The sequence below is a fragment of the Bifidobacterium sp. genome, assembly GCF_022640935.1.
Classification (GTDB): domain Bacteria; phylum Actinomycetota; class Actinomycetes; order Actinomycetales; family Bifidobacteriaceae; genus Bifidobacterium.
This window is the reverse complement of sequence record NZ_JALCCV010000004.1, coordinates 13256-31668: the sequence shown is the minus strand read 5'-3', so window position 1 is coordinate 31668 and position 18413 is coordinate 13256. Positions and strand designations below refer to the sequence as shown.

Below are 18413 nucleotides of genomic sequence, written 5' to 3'. Positions count from 1 at the left end.
CCGGCCTCGGGATGATGCGGGCATTATGCGCCGTCAGCGATTTTCCTCGTCAAGGACGAGCATATCGTCGTCGGCGTCGTAATCGAACAGTTCGCCGTAGCGCCCCCAGGTAACGGCGATGTGGAACTGCTGGCGTGCCTTGGCATCCTCATGACGGTTGCGCAGCAGATCGAGGATCAGCTCACCACGCAGGTGGCCGGACTTCGACTGCTTGAGCGCGTGGTCGATCGTGCGCACAAGCGGCGCGTGCTGCAAGGCCAGGCGCGCGAACACCGTCTTCGAACCGAGGATGTCGGCATCATGCCATTCCCAACCTTGTTTGGTGAGCTGCGCGTGGCCGTCGTGGACATTGAGGACTTCGAGCATCATGCCCGCATCGATCAGCGGGAACAGATCATCCACTTCGAAGGAGAGCAAACCGGCCAGGTCGGCCAGATCGATGCCGTCAGGGTTTTCCGCGAGCACATCGAGCAGGCCCGCCAAGCCGCCCGGCGTCGCGTTCGGCATGAACTGCTGGTCGTTTGATATCGGCTTCGGTTTGGATGCCGGTGCGGCGGCAGTCGGCGCCGCAGGTGTGCCGGGCGCGTCGGATTCATCGGCGAATGCCGTGCCCATGCCCCGTATGGCGCTCGCATCACGATCATCGTCTTGTCTGCCCTGAGCGTGTTCGGCGCCGGACTGTTGATTTTCCGGGGTCACCGAGGCCGTCGGCGGCTCTGTTGCCGGCTGCGTTGGCAGCAATACTGCCTCGGCATCAGTCTTAGCTGCCCCCGGTCTGGCCGCAGTGCTCGGCGAAGGTTTTTGCCGCGGTCTCGCCGACGGTTCTCCTGCGGCTTCGACGGCGCTGTCTGTTCGGGCACTTTCGCCAGCCGCGTTAGCAGCGTCGTCCTCTTCTTGCCGCGCGCCCGTCATCACCGAATACAGGTAATCGACGCGCGCTTCGAAGTCGGCGCTGTGCCGATCGCGCGGACGACGCAAGTTGACCGGCACCTGTGCAATGATCCGACCCGGATGCGAGCCGAACACGATGACGCGGTCGGCCATTTCCACAGCCTCTTCGATATTGTGGGTAACCATCAGGATGGAACGGATGCTGTGGTCCTTGTCGCTCCACAGATTGAGCACTTCCTGGCGCAGATTCTCCGCGGTCAGCACGTCGAGCGCTGAGAACGGTTCGTCCATGAACAAGGCGTCGGGATGCAATACGAGTGCGCGCGCGATGCCGACGCGCTGGCGCATGCCGCCGGAAAGCTCTTTCGGATAGGCTGATTCGAAGCCGTCCAGGCCGATGGAATCAATGGCCGCAAGGGCCACTTTGCGCCGCTGCCCGCGCGGCATGCCGCGCGCCTCAAGCCCGAGCTCGACATTGGCCTGGACCGTGAGCCACGGCATAAGCGCAAAGGTCTGGAATACGAGCGCGACGCCTGGGTTTGGACCGGCCAATGGATCTCCGCGATAATCGACGTTCCCTTCGCTGGGCTGCACCAGCCCGGCCAGAACGCGCAGGAAAGTAGATTTGCCGGCCCCTGAGCGGCCGAGTATCGCGACGATCTCATTGTCGTACAGCGTGAAGGAGATGTCGTCGAGCACGGTGAGATCCGCGCCTTTGTCTGTGACGAAGCGTTTGGTGATGTGCTGCGCGCTGATAATGCTGTCATCCCGATTGGCATTGAGACCATCCAGCGTGCTGCGGCTTTTGGTCATGGCGTTCCTGATGGTGAGGCTCATATTCCCGGCTCCTTATTGTGATGCAAAAGCTTTCGTATCCATTGTCATTGTTCGTATTCCGCATTAGGCCGCGTGCGGCATGCGGCTGTCTGCCCGGAACGGCGCATCATCGGGTGCCGACCTGCGGGCCGCGACCTGTTGAACAGCGGCTGCGCCGACCGGCCGGCGAATGAGGCAGCCGGCACATCAGGCGACCAGCGTGAACCGCTTGGCGGCGTACCGTTCCACCGGCTCCCAGAACAGGCGGTTGACGGCGACCACGAACAAGCTCATCACCACGATGCCGACCAGCGTTTTCATCGCGTCGCCCGCCGCCGTCGCCTCGGTGATATATGACCCTAGGCCTGTGGCAACCAGCGTATGGTCGCCGGAGCGCACGAATTCCGCGATGATCGAAGCGTTCCAGGCGCCGCCTGCTGCGGTGATGCCGCCGGTGCACCACGAGCCCAGCACCGAGGGCAGAATCAGGCGCTTCCAGCGCATCGTGCGCGTCAGGCCCATATTCGTGGCCATTTCGACCAGATCGCCGGGGATCTGGCTGGCTCCCGCGATCACGTTGAACAGGATGTACCACTGCGTGCCCAGCGCCATGAGCAGGATCGACCCCCAGTTGATATCGATATTCCATGCGAGGAACCATATGGTCACGAAAGGAAAGAGGAAGTTGGCTGGGAAGCTCGAGAAGACCTGCACGACGGGCTGCATGATGCGCGAAAGGCGCGGATTCATACCGATCATCGCGCCGATCGGCACCCAGATGATTGAGCATGCGACAGTCAGCAGGGCCACGCGCAGGAACGTCAGCCCTCCCAGCGCGACGATACGGCCGGTCTCAGTGAACCCGATGCTGCCCTTGATGGCGAGAAACAGCTCGACGGTGCCGGCGAACAGCGCCACGGCGACGATGATGTTGAATGCGATATCGCCGGCGCGCTGACGGCCGGGTTTGGCTGCTCGAAACGAACCGGTGCGGCCCAGCGGGCGCGTCATCAGTTCCAGCGTGTCGCCGACGGGCCGCAGCAGCCTGCCGAGCCATTCATCGATGTGGGACTGGCGGATGATGGTGAGCACCAGGCTCGTGGGATGCATGTCGGATTCGCTTTGGGTTATGCGGAATTTTTGTGACCAGGCAGTCAGCGGCCGCCAGACCAGCACGTCAATGGCGAGCACCACGACGACCATCGTGACGATTCCCCAGCCGACTTTGCCGAAGTCGCCTTGGTCTGCGGCCTGGGCTACGAAACTGCCGATGCCAGGCAGCGCATAGGTGCGATTGTTGACCGAGATCAGTTCCGAGGCGGTCAGGAAGAACCAGCCGCCGCTCACGCTCATCATACAGTTGTACAGCATGGGGATCGCGGCATTGGGCATGTCCAGTTTCCAGAACCGCTGCCAGCGCGTGAGCCGGAACATGCGTGCGGCCTCGTCGAGCTCCGCCGGTTCGCTCAGCAGCGAACGGTGGAAGGCGAAGGCCATATTCCACGCTTGGCTGGTGAAGATCGCGAACACCGATGCGGCCTCCACGCCGAGCATCGAACCCGGGAACAGCGCCAGCCACATGGTGACGGTGGCCGAAAGAAAACCAAGGATCGGCACGGATTGCAGCACATCGAGCAATGGAATGAGCACTTTTCCGGCGCGGCGCGAACGAGCCGCCGCCAGCCCGTACAGCACCGAGAACACGAAAGAGAACCCCAGTGCGACGGCCATGCGCAGCACCGAGCGCAGTGCATCATAGGGCAGTTCGTGCAGATCCGTGGATACTGCCGATGGAATGCCTTGAGGGCCGACGGGTTCGGCGATATTCGGCGCCAGGTAGGCCAACACGCCGAACACGGCGAGGATACCGGCCGCCACCAGACAGTCGGATACAATACGCCTGCGTGCTGTGGCCAAGCCTAGTGTCTGCGGCGCCTTGGTCTGTGGAACAGTGAAAACAGTCATGATAACATTCCTTTGTCTTGACAATGCCGGCCGGAGGCAACCGGATGCGGCATGATCGACGGAGCATATGATTCGAATCTGTTTCATCCCGGCCGCATGTCCATGAAGGCACACGCACATCGTCGGGGGCTCTGCGGGGCGCGTGTGCCGCAGAGCCCGCGTGCTGTGCCGACGCCGTAGGGCCGGGCGCTCAGCTCGGGAGGCTCGGACGCGGCATGATCCCGGGTATGCACGCGTGTGCACGGCGGGCATACCCGCCGAGGTGCAGTTGAGAACTCCCCAACCTCAGTGGAAGCGGAGTCGCAGCGTTATCGGCAGCGGGCGCCAACGGCAGCAGAAGAAACAGGATGACGGCGCGCGACCTGCTTGCGCACGCCGCATTTCGTTATGCGGCAACTATTACTGGGAAGTTTGTCGCTCATGTTCCCCCACCTCCTTGCGTCCTGTGCATGCTGCACCCAAGTGATTCATAGTCGCCCGGCATGCTTTATGCGTTGCTGTGCTGAGCGCCCGGGCATCCGGTCAACATCCATTGTCGACAGGTCGCTCGAAGCGGTTGCGGGGAGGCGGCGCAATGCCGGCCATCATCTCGTCATCGTTTGAGCTTCAGCCTCGCAGGGCGGTGGCACCGCATTAGTTCATGCCTTGACACGACAAGAACTGTTGGCCTGCGCACAGTGTCTCCACTGGTTTGCGGCAGCGATCCATATCCCTGCGGTAGCCTTACCTACCGATTCGACTTCAACGTAAAACCTGCGCTTGGATTTGTCAATCGCGGCGCGTCCGGAGTTTCGGAATGCTGTCTGCCGAATCGTCTACCATAGAATTTTGCTGTGTCGAGTGACAAGCCGCCGCATAGGCTTGCCGCTCCACTGGGGTTCAGCCGCGTTCCCGCAAGGGTTCTGCGGCGAATCGGCTGGCTTTCCAGGGCAACGCGCTGGGAATACAGATTGTCGGGCGCGCCGTCAATACGTTGGCAGAATAACGGATGACTGCGCAAGCCCCAAGGATGTGCGCTGATATGCGGCAGCGACAGGAGATAATCATGGTTAACGCCATCGAGGCATTCGATGCTTCTCATATGAAATCCGCCGACAGCATTCCGGAGTTCCGCTCCGGCGACACCGTCGATGTCAACGTCAAGATCCAGGAAGGCAGCAATTCCCGTATCCAGACCTTCACCGGAGTGGTGCTGGCGCGTCAGGGCGCCGGCGTGCGCGAGACCTTCATCGTGCGCAAAGTAAGCTTCGGCAACGGCGTCGAGCGCCGCTTCCCGCTGCATTCCCCGGTGATCGATTCGATCAAGGTGGTGCGTAAGGGACGCGTGCGTCGCGCGAAGCTGTACTACCTGCGCTCGCTGCGCGGCAAGGCTGCTCGTATCACCGAGCGTCGCGATAACAGCGCCAAGTGAGTGTGTTCGGCTGACATTCGTGTGTTTGCCAGTATGCTGGCGCAGTGGCCCGGCCGATCCTTGTGGGTCGGCCGGGCCACTGGCGTTTTCCGGCGTTCACCCGTTGGCCGTTCTTGGTCAAACCGTCATGCGCATAGGTTTTCCGTGATAAAACTACGAGAAACCGCGTCCGTTGGCTCGCCGCGGGGCGGCTGGCACCCGTGCAATCGGCATGCACAGCGGGCAGCGCACTTGCGCTGTAGGCTTCGACCGGTAAGATGACGCGCAGACGTGCGTAGACATGCAGCGGACGCGCACAGCGGCAATATGCAATAGCGCTGCGGCGTGGTTTGCTCATGCGGTGCCGGAGCCTTGGGCTTGAGTCTGGTATGCATCATGGTAAAGAGCGGTGGTTCGGAGGAATATATGCAGCGTTCCGATGCGATGCCCGAAGACGGTGATCTCCAAGATTCCCATATCCTCGAGGTCGCCGATCAAGGTGTCGATCCCGTTCCTGTTGCGCGGACCTATCGGCACAGCCCTGCGCACTCCGCACCCGCCGAATCGGGCGAGGGAGGCGTGGGATGGCGGGATACGCTGATCTGGTGCGGCATCCCCGTGCTGATCGTGATGCTGGTCCGCATTTTCCTGTTGGGCTTTTATACGATTCCCACGCAATCCATGATGGACACCATCATTCCGGGCGACCGCGTCATCACCACCAAGCTTACGCCGAGGATCTTCGCGCTGCACCGCGGCGATGTCGTCGTGTTTAAAGACCCGGCGCATTGGCTGCAGGATGAGAACAACCAATTCCTCGGCGACGATCTCATCAAGCGGCTTATCGGCCTGCCTGGTGACGTGGTGGCGTGCGAGGGCGCGGGCAAGCCGGTGACGATCAACGGCGTGGCGATCAATGAGTCGTCGTATATCCGTCCGGGGGTGGAACCCAGCGCCTTCGCCTTCCGCGTGCATGTGAGCGCGGATCATGTGTTCGTCATGGGCGATAACCGCTCCTCGTCCGCCGATTCTCGATTCCACCGTGACGATGGCGCCAACGGCTTGGTGCCGATCAGCGATATCACTGGTGTGGCATTGGTGACGTATTGGCCTTTTGACCGCATCGGCACGATGAGCGGACACCATGACATCTTCGCCGAAGTCCCCGCCGGCACGATGCAGAGCAGCGCGCGCAGCAGCGCGCCGAGCGGCCAGCGACAATGATATTGTGCGTATGCCGTGTGCCGATGGATTGGAAGATAGCGCAATGCCCGATGCAGCCGTGAATCCGGATACTGCCGTTGAACAGCCGGTTGCAGTGGCTCTCAGGCGCGGTGCAGCCGTGCGCGTGCGGCCGACGCTTGACCTCGAATGCGACTTGGCCATTCACGGTTTCGACCTTATCGTCGGCTTCGACGAGGTAGGCCGCGGTGCGCTGGCCGGACCGGTTATGGTAGGTGCCGCCGCGATCTGGGCCAAGGATGCGCCCGATCGTGAAATCCCTCAGCATTTGGCCGACTCGAAACTGCTGACCGCGCATATGCGCGAAACGCTGTTCGAACCGCTGCGGGCGTGGTGTGCGGCCGACGCGGTCGGTCAGGCGAGCAATGAGGAAATCGACGAGTGGGGCATCTCCCATGCGCTGGGCGTGGCGGCGTTGCGCGCGCTGAATCACGTCGAGCGCCAGCTCGAGTTGCATCATGATTCGTGCATGCCGAACACACCCGCTGCACAATCGGCAGCGCAGGCAGCAGCGCAATCGACTGTCGCTGCCGGATTCGGGCAGCCGAGAGTCGGCGCCATACTCGATGGCCCGAACGACTATATTTCCAAGGCGCTCAACACTTTCGACGCCCCGGCTTTGCCCGTGCCGGCCCACGTGGTCACCAGGATCAAAGCCGATCAGCAGTGCGCCACCGTAGCCGCCGCATCCGTGCTGGCCAAGGTGACGCGTGACCGGCTGATGGTCAGCATCGCCCAAGGCAACCCCCTGTACCAGCCTTACCATTGGGTGAGCAACAAGGGATACGGGTCTGCGGCTCATCGGGCGGCCATTGCGCAGTACGGCGTGACCGACCTGCATCGGCGCACGTGGCATCTGGCGTGAAGGCCGGCTTGGACGGGATGCTTCGCGGATATCTGCGGGTTTATGTCCTGGACACCATTCAAGGAGATAGTCGTCCGCTGAACGTCGATTGAGAAGCCAAGTCAGCGGCACACAGTCTCGCTGTGAGCGTTCACTGCGATGTTTGCGCACGCGGTAGGCTCTGGTATAGCGGCGTGCTGCGCGAAGTCTGAAGGCCGCTGTTCACGATACGGCAACGGGACAGGGAGATGGTAAGGATGCGCGGGTATCGCAGCGGTTCCAAACGCCCTTCGATGTTCGAAGTGGCCAAACTTGCGGGGGTAAGTCATCAGACCGTCTCAAGGGTGGTCAACGATTCTCCCGACGTCTCTGAAACCACGCGCACCAAGGTGCGCGAGGCTATAACCAAGCTCGGCTACCGGCCCAGCAACTCGGCCCGGTCTCTCGCCTCGCAGCGTTCGCATACCATAGGTCTGATCGCTGGGGGATTGCGATTCTACGGCCCGATCTCGGCGATCAGCGCCATAGAATCGGTGGCGCGTTCGCACGGGTTGTTCCTTTCGGTCTCGCTAGTGCACGATGCAACGTGCACGCAAGAGGAATTCGAGCGGCTATGCGAGACCTTCGACGAGCAGAACGTCGACGCATTCGTGCTTTTGACTCCCACCGACGTCATGTTCCGGGCAGCATGCCGAACCAGCTTCGACCAGCCTCGTGTGATGCTTACGTCCACCCACGGGAAGCTGAGCATGCGTGAGGCGGGTCGGTTGGAGCGACCTGACGATCGGCGTCATACCGCGCTTGTGGGCATCGACCAATGGAGCGCCATGCATGAGGTTGCGCGGCTCGTCGCGAGTTATGGGCACCGTTCGGCGTTGTATTTTGCAGGCCCTCAGGACTGGCGCGATGCAGTTACACGTGCGCTGGCGTGGAGCCGGGCGGCGCAGGCGCTGTCCATCGTCTCGCAGACGGTGCAATGCGAATCATGGGAGTCTTCGGAAGCGTACGGGCGCATGAACCATATTCTCGAGCGCTTCGGTTCGAGCGGTTCGAGACGTCCGACCGTCGTGGTCACCGCCAACGATGCACAGGCAGTCGGTGTCGTGCGCGCCTTGCACGAGCACCGGCTAAACGTCCCGCGAGACATCAGCGTGGTTGGTTTCGACGACATGCCGGCGATGAATGATCTGTACCCGCCGCTGACGACGGTGCGTCCCGATTTTGAACAGATGGGAACCGCCGCGATGCGTGAAGTGCTGCGGCTGCTTGGCGAGGGCGAGGAGACCGCGTTCGCCGCATCCGCTCATGGGGTGGGCCTCATTCCGGCACGGGTCATCAAGCGGGCATCGCTGGGCCGCGTGCCTGTATTCTGAAAATTACGGGAATTCGGGGGCGTTGAGGTTACTCGTGGCCGGTACCGGCCGATTCTCTCGCATGCCCTGTCTCACATAAGGGAACTGGCTTGTTCCGCACAAGGTCGTTGTATTTGTTATGGGCGATCAGCGCGCTGCGGCACGGACTGCAGCGAAGCGACGACGCAGTTCATTCTGGGATAGTCCGAATGACGACGATCTGAAGGTGCGCAATGAAATTCCATTCCAAGACATCGCCGATCCACTGTTAATGGTAACGTAATGGCGATTAAACGTTTTAAAGAGTAAGGGACTGCGTTGACCATCGTCGACCTTGTGCAGATCATCCGCAAGCGTATCGCCACAGTGATTGTGACGTTTTGCGTTGTATTCGCTGCGGTTGCTGCATTCACATTCATGTCACCGACAAAGTACACGGCGACGGCCGAGCTGTTCGCCACTTATACCGGGCAGGCGGATTCACCGCAGAATTCGTCGGAGATGAGCTCGGGCGCTTCATATCTATCCACGCAGATCAAAACCTACCCGCAGCTGATCAAGACGCAGGCAGTGCTGCAACCGGTGATCAGCGACCTGAATCTGAATATGAAGGTCTCTCAGCTGGCTGACATGGTCACCGCCACCAACCCGAGCAATACGTTCATGGTGGATGTGTCGGTGGAGGCAGGAGGTGCGACGCAGTCAGCCGACATCGCCAACAGCGTCGCGAACAATCTGTCCGAACAAATCTCCTCGGCGCTATATACCGATGGTGCGAGCAAATCGCCGATTCAGCTGTCGGTCGTGCAGAAGGCGGTGCCGCCGGAGTCTCCCAGTTCGCCCAAGACCGTGCTGTACCTCGCTGCGGGGGTTATTCTTGGCGTCATTGCCGCGATTGGTGCCGCGCTGCTCAAAGATATGATCAACACCAAAGTGGATGACACCGATGAAGTCAAGGAGCTCACTCATTCCGCATCGCTTGGCACCGTGCCGAGGTCCGACGTCTTCGACGACACCCGCCCGGCAGTCGTTGGCAATCCCAGCAGTCGCGAGGCTGAGGAATTCCGCAGGATCCGCACTAATATCGCGTTTCTGAACCCGGATGTGCACGACCGTGGGCACTTGCTTGTTATCACATCCACCGAACCCTCCGAAGGCAAGACCACGATTTCGGTCAATACGGCTGCCGCTATCGCCGAGGACGGCAAGACTGTGCTGCTGATCGATGCCGACCTGCGTCATCCCTCGGTGGCGAAGTCGCTGGGAATCGAGGGACATGTCGGCTTATCCCATATTCTTTCCGGACAGGCGACTCCGCGCGAAATCGTTCAGAAGTACTGGAAGCCGAACTTTCATGTGCTCCCTGCGGGCCGGCGCCCTGGCAATGCAAGCATCTTGCTCAATTCGCAGGTCATGCACGAGATGGTCGTGCAGGCGTTGCAGCAGTATGATTACGTGATTCTTGACACGGCTCCGATGTCAGTGTCTACGGATGCCGCGGTCTTCGGGCGTTTGGCCGATGGCGTCGTGATGGTGATCGGCAAGGGCGTGGCTGAGAAGAAGGAGCTCGAGGCCACTGTGCAATCGCTTGGCACCGCGGAGGTCCCGGTGCTTGGGTACGTCTTCAACTTGGCCGATCCGAAGAAGATCCATTCGAAGAACTACTACTATTACGAGGACGATAATTCCCATAAGGACGGCAAAACGAAGTCCAGGGACAAGAACAAGCGGCACTGAGACACTGGCGTTACACCGTTCGCGCTACGATACAGGGGTATCGGCAGGATTCGCGCGAGTCGTCATGCGAGGTTTGGATGGTCGTGCGTAGCGGCATAACCTGCACATGCCGGTTCGACGGCAGCAATGTCAGACACGTACAATGTGCACTGCGCATGAGTGCAACATTCGGGAGCGAGAGGGGCTGAAGGCTATATGAGTCACGGCGACGACCGGGGCGCGGGGCTGCAGTTCGACTTTCCCGTGGATTCCGGGCAGGCGGTCGAGCCAAAAGCTACGGCAGGGGACGGCGCGTCGTTCGTCTTCGCCGCTCCTGCTGGCGGCTCTTCCGCTGCGCCGACCGCTATTCTCGAAGCCCCGGCCGCTGCAGATGCTTCGGTTTCCGCAGATGCGCACCAGCTGATCGATTCGATACCAAGCCCTCCGCTGGCAGGCAATGATATCGTCGACACGTTCTGGGACATACCCGTGATCGACATCCCCTCGACCGAAACAATCGCAAGGCGTGAGAAAATCCAGGCCAAGCGCCAGACGGCATCCTCCAAGCCGTTGCCGTCAGGAGGCCTGCCGTTATTCCCCACGGGTTCGAATCGCACCGCCCAAGCTGCAACAGAACAATTCGCGTTGGAAGATTTCGACTTCGACTCCATCATCAGCGGATCGTCCGAAGCATTGGCTGCCAAACCTGGCAGGCATAGTGATGATCCCGATCTGGCACCCCGCTCGCGCGTCAGGCAGATAGTCGTCTCCACGATTGTGCTGGCTATCATCATTGCCATGACCATCGGCGGTCGCCTCATATGGAGGCAACACCGGGACACCGCCGATTATCGACAGGCCATGAGCGCCTGTACCGCGGCCACAGGCGCGTATGCGAAGGCCAATGCCGCAATGAACACCGTATTGCGCAACACGAAAATGATGCAAAACATCCCATCGGCTCAGGTCGCAGATATGGCAACGGTCACCAAGCTGCGCGACGCCGTGTCTGCGGCGAATCGCATAGGCGTCGCGGCAGGCTGCCCGGCCGCGATGTCGGCAACTGAACTGCGGGCAAGTGCCACAGATGCGAAGCGGCTCACGGCGATGCTTAACACGAGTACGGATAACGTCACCTCGGCCGCAAAGGCCGTAACGGCAAGCAAATCGGTTAAAGACGCTGCTGATGCCGCTGCGATCTTCGCGCATCTGAAGTCGGCGACCGCTGATGCACAAGCCTTGTTTGAGAACAGCCGCTACAATGTGGCGGATGATTCGACGCGTGTCACGCTCCAAAGCTCCCTGAAAACAGCGAACGGGCTGCTGTCGCAGGACAAGCCTGAAACCGCCGCCGTGCAGGATGCGCTGACCGGTTTGCAGAATGCGAGCGATGCCGTCAAGGCTTCGATGAACGACCTCGTGGTGCAGAATCAGATCGCCGCACGCCAGCAGGCGCAGGCTCAGGCGCAGGTTCAACGTCCGAAGCCGGTTAAGCCTGCTCCCACTAAAACGTCCCAGCCTGAACCTACTGAAACAACTGGGTCCACTGATACGCCTGATCCTACTGATCCTCCTAAACCTACTGATCCTCCTAAACCTACTGAAACGCCTTCAACTGAACCTCCTAATACTGAGCCCTGAGTGCCAGTGCTGAATTTAGTGTTCATATTTTACCTAGACATTACTCCTATTTTTCTGACGGCCCCTTTTCTTTTCGATAGGTGCTGAACGCCGCCGTAAAAATAAGCAGCCAGATGGCGTAGAAGGCATATGACTCGAACTGGATGTACAGGTAGGCGGTCAGCGTGAGCCAGCACACCGTCATACGGTTCCATGCACGGTGCCGGCTTATGTGAATGAGGATCATGACGACCAGCAGCGCGAACATGAGGATGCCGAATTCGGTGATGAAGCTGGAATAGGCACTCATCGTGAATGTGTCGGACGGGGGATTCGCCAGGCCGTCGATCTCTTGGTTCGGCACTCCGCCGTGCGAATCGAACCAGCGACGCGCGCCTGTGTAGCCGTCACGCACGGCGTTGGAGATATTGCCCGAGCCCCAGCCAAAAACGAAATGGCGAATATCGTGTTTCCACGACCACATCGGCGCAAGCATATGGAAGATCCTGGCCGACATCGAACCGTCGCCGGCCAGCAGACCGTGCGTCGCCAAGGCGTTGAGACGCGGTTCGAGAATGACAGCGGACAGTCCGCCGGCTGCAATGGCACAGGACCCGGCGAGGAAGCCCCAAGTGGCTTTGCGATTACGGAAGTTCACCGCGCTGAGCATCCATAAAAATAGTGCTACGGCCGAGTCGATGATGATGCGAGTGCCGGAGCCCATAGCGATCGCGGCAGCCGCGAAAACCGGAATCAGCACGGCGAAGCGTCTGTCGCGCGTCAGCCAGAAGAGCGGTAGCAAAATGCCGAAGAGATGCATGCCTATATATGACGGTTCGGCGAAGAGGAACTGCGGCCTGACCCGGATGTATCGGCGATACATCATGGCCGCAAAATAGTGCAGGCTCGTATCCGATTGCAGTTTGAGCGCGATGAATTGAGCGACTCCCACAGCGAAGGCGAACCAGTAGGCGCATATGACGACCGTGAGCGCCGCCCGGATTTGCAGATGCTTGCGTGCGAACGCGATGTCAAGCGATGCCAGGCAGGCGAGGCCGAGCAGCAGAGAGATAAATGACAGCGCGATCGCATTGCCGTGTACGGCTATCGTCTGCCAGCCATAAACCGACATCGCCGCTAGCAACACGGGGAACAGGAAGAACGGCAGGTAGATGCGCAGAGTCAATCGCAGATACCGCCAGTTCGACAGCGCGTAGGCCAGAAAGAACCATGGGGCGAGCGGAGTCCAATATGGCAGCGGGTAGCCCAGCAGGGTGCCATCCACAGGAAGCAGGGCCAGCGCGATATAGAACAGTATGTCCGACGGATCCCGTGCGATGGGGCGCGCCGCCATGCTTTGTGCCGCACTGCCGAAGTCGTGTGAACTAGGGAGCGGAAGCCCAGTCATAGCAGGCGGATCGTGCGGTGCATGAGATGCATTCACCGGCGACGCCATGGGTTGTATGAATGATGTCGACTGTGTCGAAGAGCCATGCTGTGCAGGAGAAGAAGACCTGTGCTGTGGTGCCATGCGGGCTAGCAACAAACGTCTTGACACAAAATCATTCACTATTCTGGGTTCCTTTCCCGGTCAGTCCACCTTTGATGTTGCCTGACCATGCGGATCCGTGGGTGCGGATGGGCAAGCAATCAACGATGAGCGAAACGAAGAGCGGCTCAATCGATGAATCGATGCTGCACGAATCGATGTTGAGCGCGGGGTGCGTTCTTGACCACTCTACCGCCTGGCGGTAAACCGGGCCCAATGTAACAGCTGAGCCAGGTTCCGGCTGGCCTGTCTCTCAAGCAAGAGGTCGAGATCGGAGAAATGTACGGTCAACGGCTGCTCCACACCTTGCGCAGCGCATCCAGCCCGGCGCTGGCATCGATTGGGTGGCCAAGATCGGCCAGTGCGCAAGCCAAGGCACCGAAGGCGGTGATCGTGCGTTGGCGGGTGGCAGTCGCGCCCATATGACCGATACGGATGAGCTTGCCGTCCATGGGGCCCAAGCCTCCTGACACACACAGGCCGTAACTCTCACGCAGCGTGGCGCGAAGTTCCCTGTCTGTTATGCCTTGTGGGATTGTTATGGCGGTGACGCTATGGGCGGCATGGGCTTCGCTGTCGACCCAAAGCTCCAGCCCGGAAGCGAGGACTGCCGCGCGCATGCCTTTCGCCGCAGCGGCATGCCGCGCTATCGTCTCATCGACACCCGCATCGAGGATGATATCCAATGCGGCATCCAAACCGTACACCAGGCTGATGGGCGCGGTATAGGGCAGTACGCTGTGCTCAAGCCACTTGCGCCGCCACGGTTTGAACGACAGATATGACCCGTCGTATCGAGGGCAGGCCATAATCGTGCTCCAAGCTCGGTTGCTCACGGAAACCAACGACATGCCGGCCGAGCAGGAAAGGCATTTCTGGCTGCCGGTCACGCAGATGTCGATGCCCCAAGCATCCGTTTCGACATTGCTGCCGCCAATGCCTGAGACAGAGTCCACGATGCTGAGCATTCCACGCCTGCGCGCCTCCATGCAGATCTCCTTGATCGGATTCTCGCTGGCGGACGGGGTCTCGGAGTGGACCATGGCGATGATCCTGGCTTGTGGGTTGCTGTCCATCGCCTCGAGCACCATATCCATCGTCACCGAACTGTTGTACGCCGCCCTGACCTCGATCACGTGCGCGCCGTAGGCCTTCAGCACCCGGCTGTAGCCGGCCCCGTATACGCCGGTTACGATGTTGATGCATACCTCGCCCGGCTGCACGAGATTGTACGCGGCCATCTCCAATCCGATGATCGACTCGCCGGCGATGGGCAGCACTGTGCCGGAGGTCTTGAACACCTGCGCGAGCTTGGTGGTCACCCCGTGCATTAGAACTGTGAAATGCGGATCATGGTGGTGCATGATCGGTTTTGACATCGCGGCGAGCACCTGCGGATAGATGGTGGTCGGTCCGGAAGCCATCGTGAGCTCGGGTATGCTGTCATCAAATTGTTGCGTCATTTCTTGCTCCTGCCATGGTGTCGGGTCTGTGACCGATGTCTGTTCCGAGTCGTCTGTTCCTCTGCTCGTCTGCTCACGAATGTATCGCGCACCTTATCCTTTGCCGAACATCGCCATGGTTGATGCAGCCAGCAGGGTTGTTGCGATTAGTGTGGCGACCGCTTGAGATTTCATTAGGCTAGCTAGCGTATGACTTGCATCCGTATGCATCATTGTGGCTGTGGATTGGCTCTCGGCGGCGAGCGCACTCACTGTTTGAAATCTATTAAGCACATTTGCACAAATCATGCGCCTATATCTCTAGAGTGACTCTGAGAAGGTTTCCAAAAATGGCGGTATTCCGCCAAATGTTCTGTGCTGGCATTAGTGGCTACTGCGCTAAGTGCTGAATAGACGAAAAAAGTGCTGAATAGACGTTCGGCAACCTGCAATATCGTCAGACGTATTTCAGATAAGCCCATTCGTGCCTGCATACGGTCGAATTCCCATCTATTCAGCACTTTTTTCGTCTATTCAGCATGTATACGAAGTATCATCTGAAACGCCACTCATCGAATTGTTGGAATGAAGCCGATCCGGCATGCGCGGAGGTGGCTCGGAGTCCTTATTTCATCAGTTGAGCGTCGAAAAGTGCTTAGTTAAGGACAAGCACAGAGAGTACGGGCAGGCCATACGAGGAATCCTCGTAAGCAGCGAAACCGATAATGCATGCGGAAAGCCGGGAATTGCATAGGCCAACATCACATTATGCGACTATCGCCAGCACAGCGACTGCCGCTGCGCATAGCATGCCTGCAGCGAGAATCGCCCAATCGGAGGGCCGCATGCGCAACTGGCGGTAGTAGCTGCGTCGCACGCCCTGCATGCCGAGACCGCGCGACTCCATGGCTCGGCCCACGTTCTCACCTATGGTGAAGCCCTGAATCAGAACGGCGATGATAACGGGGATGTAGGCGCGCACTCGTCGGCTGAGTTTGGCCTTGCCCGTCGTGAGATTAAGGCCGCGGGCCTGCTGGGCTTGCGAAATAGTGGAGAACATGACGAAGAATTCGGGTATGTAGCGCAGGCTGGTGGAGATCGTCAGCCCGATCCGATAGGGCACGCCCAGCGCCACGAGTCCACGCACGAGCATTGCCTGATCGGTGGTGAACAGCAGCACGAAGCAGGCAAAAGCAAGCGCAGGCACACGCAGCCCCATGACCGCCGCCATGACCAGATTCTGTTTGGTGAGTATAACGGGGCCAAATCCGAATAGCATATCCGCACCTGTGTGGTCGAAGAGCGGCCACATGACGACGATCATTACGATCAGTGGCAGCAGCATCTTCCATATCCGCAGCATATTGCGCAACGGGATCTTGGAGGTCATCAGCAGTACGTGCTCGATCAGTAGTGCCATCAGGATCACGCTGGTTTGGCGCAGGGCAAGCGTCAGGCCGAGCAGCAGCACAGTCAGCGCGAATTTGACGCGCGGATCGGCCCGATGCAGCCAGCCATCAGCGGGAACATAGAGATCGGCGGTCATCGCGGTGCTCCGGGATGATTGGGCAAGGATTGGTTGGATGCTGCGGGCACGAAACGCATGGCGAATTCGTCTGGCGTCAGCGCGGCCTCATACGGTTTGGCGACTAGCGCCTCACCATCCAGAGCAAGCGATGCCTGCACGGCGAAGGGTATGGCACAGCCCGCTTTCGACAGCAGTGCCGTATCGGTGAGGATTTCGCGCGTGGTGCCGAACTCCAACAAGTGCCCGGAGTCAAGTACCGCTGCGTGCGAGCAGGTGCGGGCCACGGCGCGTATGTCGTGCGAAACAATGATGACGGTGACGCCTTGCGCATTGAGATCAGCTAAAATGGCCAGCAGCTGATCGGCCAGTCTGCGGTCAAGTCCCGCAGTCGGTTCGTCGAGCACGATTATTCCCGAGTTCATGGCGAGCACAGACGCGATAGCCACTTTTTTGCGCTCGCCATATCCCAGCGTCGCCGGCGGCGCATCGCGAAGACTTTGCAAGCCGAACTGGCACATGGCGTTATCGGTCAATCGATGCACCTGTTTGTCGTCATAGCCAATTGACCTGGGGCCGAACGCGATTTCGTCGTGCACACTGCTACAGAAGATCTGATCGTCCGGATTCTGGAAAACCATGCCTACATGTCGGGCGAGTGCTCCAATCGGGTGCTTGCCGGTATTGAGTCCGTCAACAGTTACCGTGCCTGACGCAGGCGTCAGCAATCCGTTGAGATGTTTGGCAAGCGTCGTTTTGCCCGAGCCGTTGCGGCCGAGCAGCGCAAGGAACATGCCGCCGGTGATCTCCATGTTGACATCGTTGAGGGCGAGGGATTGGCCATAGCTGTAGCACAGATGGGAGATGGTGATGCCCGAGGAAAGCTGCCGGCCTGTAGAATTTCGGTGTGACGGATGCTGCCGGTTTGTGTTGACTGCCTGCTCTGGTTGTCCCTCCCGATTCGGCAGCTTGTGCTGCTCTGGCCGCAGTGCCTGGGCAGATCGTGTCGGTGTAAGTGGCCGGGGCAGCCTGGGCGGCATAGACCCGGTCGGCATCGGCCCGGGTCGCATAGACAGTGACGTTGGGAGTGATCGCGTGTGCAACGGGGCGGTAGCGTGGGGTTCGAAGGGCTGCCCGCCGAATGCCGTAAGCCGGCCATTGCCCAGTGTCCGCAGTGCCTCATGAGCCGTGGCGAAACGATAAGGATGGCAACCGTCTGCAGTGCCAGACCGGTGTGCAGTTTCGTTGAGCTTCCATGCGATCTCGCACGCCTCGGGAAGGTCGATGCCGTGGCTGAGGAATAGCTCCGGTTCGTCAGCGAACAAGGCACGACCGCCCTGTTCGATGATCCGGCCTTCATCCATAACGATGACTCGATCGGCACATTGTGCGAGCCGATCGGTTTTTTGTTCGGCAATGACGATGGTGATCGGGCGCTCGTCCCGTATCGTTTCGAGCGCAGCGAACACTTCCGCCTCACCTGCTGAGTCAAGTGCCGCAGTGGGCTCGTCGAGAATCAGCACATCCGGCTCGTTCACCAGTGCGGCGGCGATCGCCACGCGTTGCATCTGGCCGCCAGACAGTGCCGTTGGCTTGCGTTTGCGAAACTCGCTCATAGACACGAGGCTCAGCGCCTCGTCAATACGGCGATCCATCTGATCGTAAGGCATCCCCATGTTTTCCATCGGGAACGCAAGATCATCCTCGACGGTGATGCTAAAGAGCTGCTCGCGTGGTTCCTGCTGCACATAACCGACATGGCGGGCGATATCTGCTACGGCAACGCGGCTCGTATCCTGAGCGTTGATCAGCACTTGGCCGTTCATGATGCCGTCAACGGAATTGGGGATGAGCCCGGTCAACGCGAGGCACAGCGTGCTTTTGCCTGCGCCCGTCGGCCCGGTGATAGCGAGGAATTCGCCCTGCCGCACATCCAATGAGATATGGTTCAATGCCAGTATCGGCTGGCCGTCGGCTGTGATCGGCATGTAGTGCCAGTCTAGGCCATGTACCTCGATGATATTTGTCATATGGTCGTGGTCATGTTCTGGATGCGGTGCA

At 59.8% G+C, this 18413-nt stretch carries 12 protein-coding genes and 1 riboswitch; of the genes, 6 read left to right on the top strand and 6 right to left on the bottom strand.

The features are described from left to right. Positions 1-33 precede the first annotated feature (33 nt). Both LKG04_RS02330 and LKG04_RS02325 read right to left on the bottom strand, forming a co-directional pair. Entirely contained in the window at positions 34-1704 is a 1671-nt protein-coding gene (locus LKG04_RS02330; protein ID WP_291759915.1) for an ABC transporter ATP-binding protein, read from the bottom strand. A gap of 210 nt (positions 1705-1914) precedes the next feature. Further along, positions 1915-3672, bottom strand: coding sequence for an ABC transporter permease (locus LKG04_RS02325; RefSeq protein ID WP_291759613.1), 1758 nt, complete (start codon positions 3670-3672; stop codon positions 1915-1917). 584 nt (positions 3673-4256) lie between these two features. Continuing rightward, positions 4257-4414: riboswitch (M-box (ykoK) riboswitch) on the bottom strand. A 303-nt stretch (positions 4415-4717) separates the two neighbouring features. On the opposite strand from LKG04_RS02325, the gene rplS reads away from it, so the two are divergent. The 6 genes from rplS (at position 4718) to LKG04_RS02295 (ending at position 11857) form a co-directional block, all read left to right on the top strand. Continuing rightward, positions 4718-5083, top strand: a complete 366-nt coding sequence (gene rplS / locus LKG04_RS02320) for a 50S ribosomal protein L19 (protein ID WP_291759610.1) — start codon at positions 4718-4720, stop codon at positions 5081-5083. Positions 5084-5488: 405 nt separating this feature from the next. Further along, positions 5489-6286 carry a signal peptidase I gene (gene lepB / locus LKG04_RS02315; protein WP_291763206.1) on the top strand — a complete coding sequence of 266 codons (798 nt, stop codon included), beginning with the start codon at positions 5489-5491 and terminating at the stop codon, positions 6284-6286. Between the two features lie 118 nt (positions 6287-6404). Next, on the top strand, positions 6405-7169 hold the full coding sequence (locus LKG04_RS02310) for a ribonuclease HII (protein ID WP_291759909.1): 765 nt from the start codon (positions 6405-6407) through the stop codon (positions 7167-7169). A 236-nt stretch (positions 7170-7405) separates the two neighbouring features. Next, positions 7406-8521 carry a LacI family DNA-binding transcriptional regulator gene (locus tag LKG04_RS02305; RefSeq protein ID WP_291759906.1) on the top strand — a complete coding sequence of 372 codons (1116 nt, stop codon included), beginning with the start codon at positions 7406-7408 and terminating at the stop codon, positions 8519-8521. Between the two features lie 297 nt (positions 8522-8818). Continuing rightward, positions 8819-10237: a polysaccharide biosynthesis tyrosine autokinase gene (locus tag LKG04_RS02300; RefSeq protein WP_291759606.1), complete on the top strand. Its 1419-nt coding sequence runs from the start codon at positions 8819-8821 to the stop codon at positions 10235-10237. 195 nt (positions 10238-10432) lie between these two features. Next, the gene (locus LKG04_RS02295) at positions 10433-11857 is read left to right on the top strand and encodes a hypothetical protein (protein WP_291759602.1); all 1425 of its coding nucleotides are present in this window, start codon (positions 10433-10435) and stop codon (positions 11855-11857) included. Positions 11858-11903: 46 nt separating this feature from the next. Here LKG04_RS02295 and LKG04_RS02290 read toward each other — a convergent pair whose 3' ends face one another. The 4 genes from LKG04_RS02290 to LKG04_RS02275 form a co-directional block, all read right to left on the bottom strand. Next, complete coding sequence (locus tag LKG04_RS02290; RefSeq protein WP_291763203.1) at positions 11904-13190, bottom strand: hypothetical protein; 1287 nt, start codon at positions 13188-13190, stop codon at positions 11904-11906. Positions 13191-13672: 482 nt separating this feature from the next. Continuing rightward, a complete protein-coding gene (locus LKG04_RS02285) occupies positions 13673-14848 on the bottom strand; it encodes a pyridoxal-phosphate-dependent aminotransferase family protein (RefSeq protein WP_291759599.1) in 1176 nt (391 codons plus the stop codon). Positions 14849-15593: 745 nt separating this feature from the next. After that, positions 15594-16373: an energy-coupling factor transporter transmembrane component T family protein gene (locus LKG04_RS02280; RefSeq protein WP_291759596.1), complete on the bottom strand. Its 780-nt coding sequence runs from the start codon at positions 16371-16373 to the stop codon at positions 15594-15596. Next, positions 16370-18382, bottom strand: coding sequence for an ABC transporter ATP-binding protein (locus LKG04_RS02275; RefSeq protein WP_291759593.1), 2013 nt, complete (start codon positions 18380-18382; stop codon positions 16370-16372). Before LKG04_RS02275 ends, LKG04_RS02280 begins: the two co-directional genes overlap by 4 nt. Between the last annotated feature and the right edge of the window lie 31 nt (positions 18383-18413).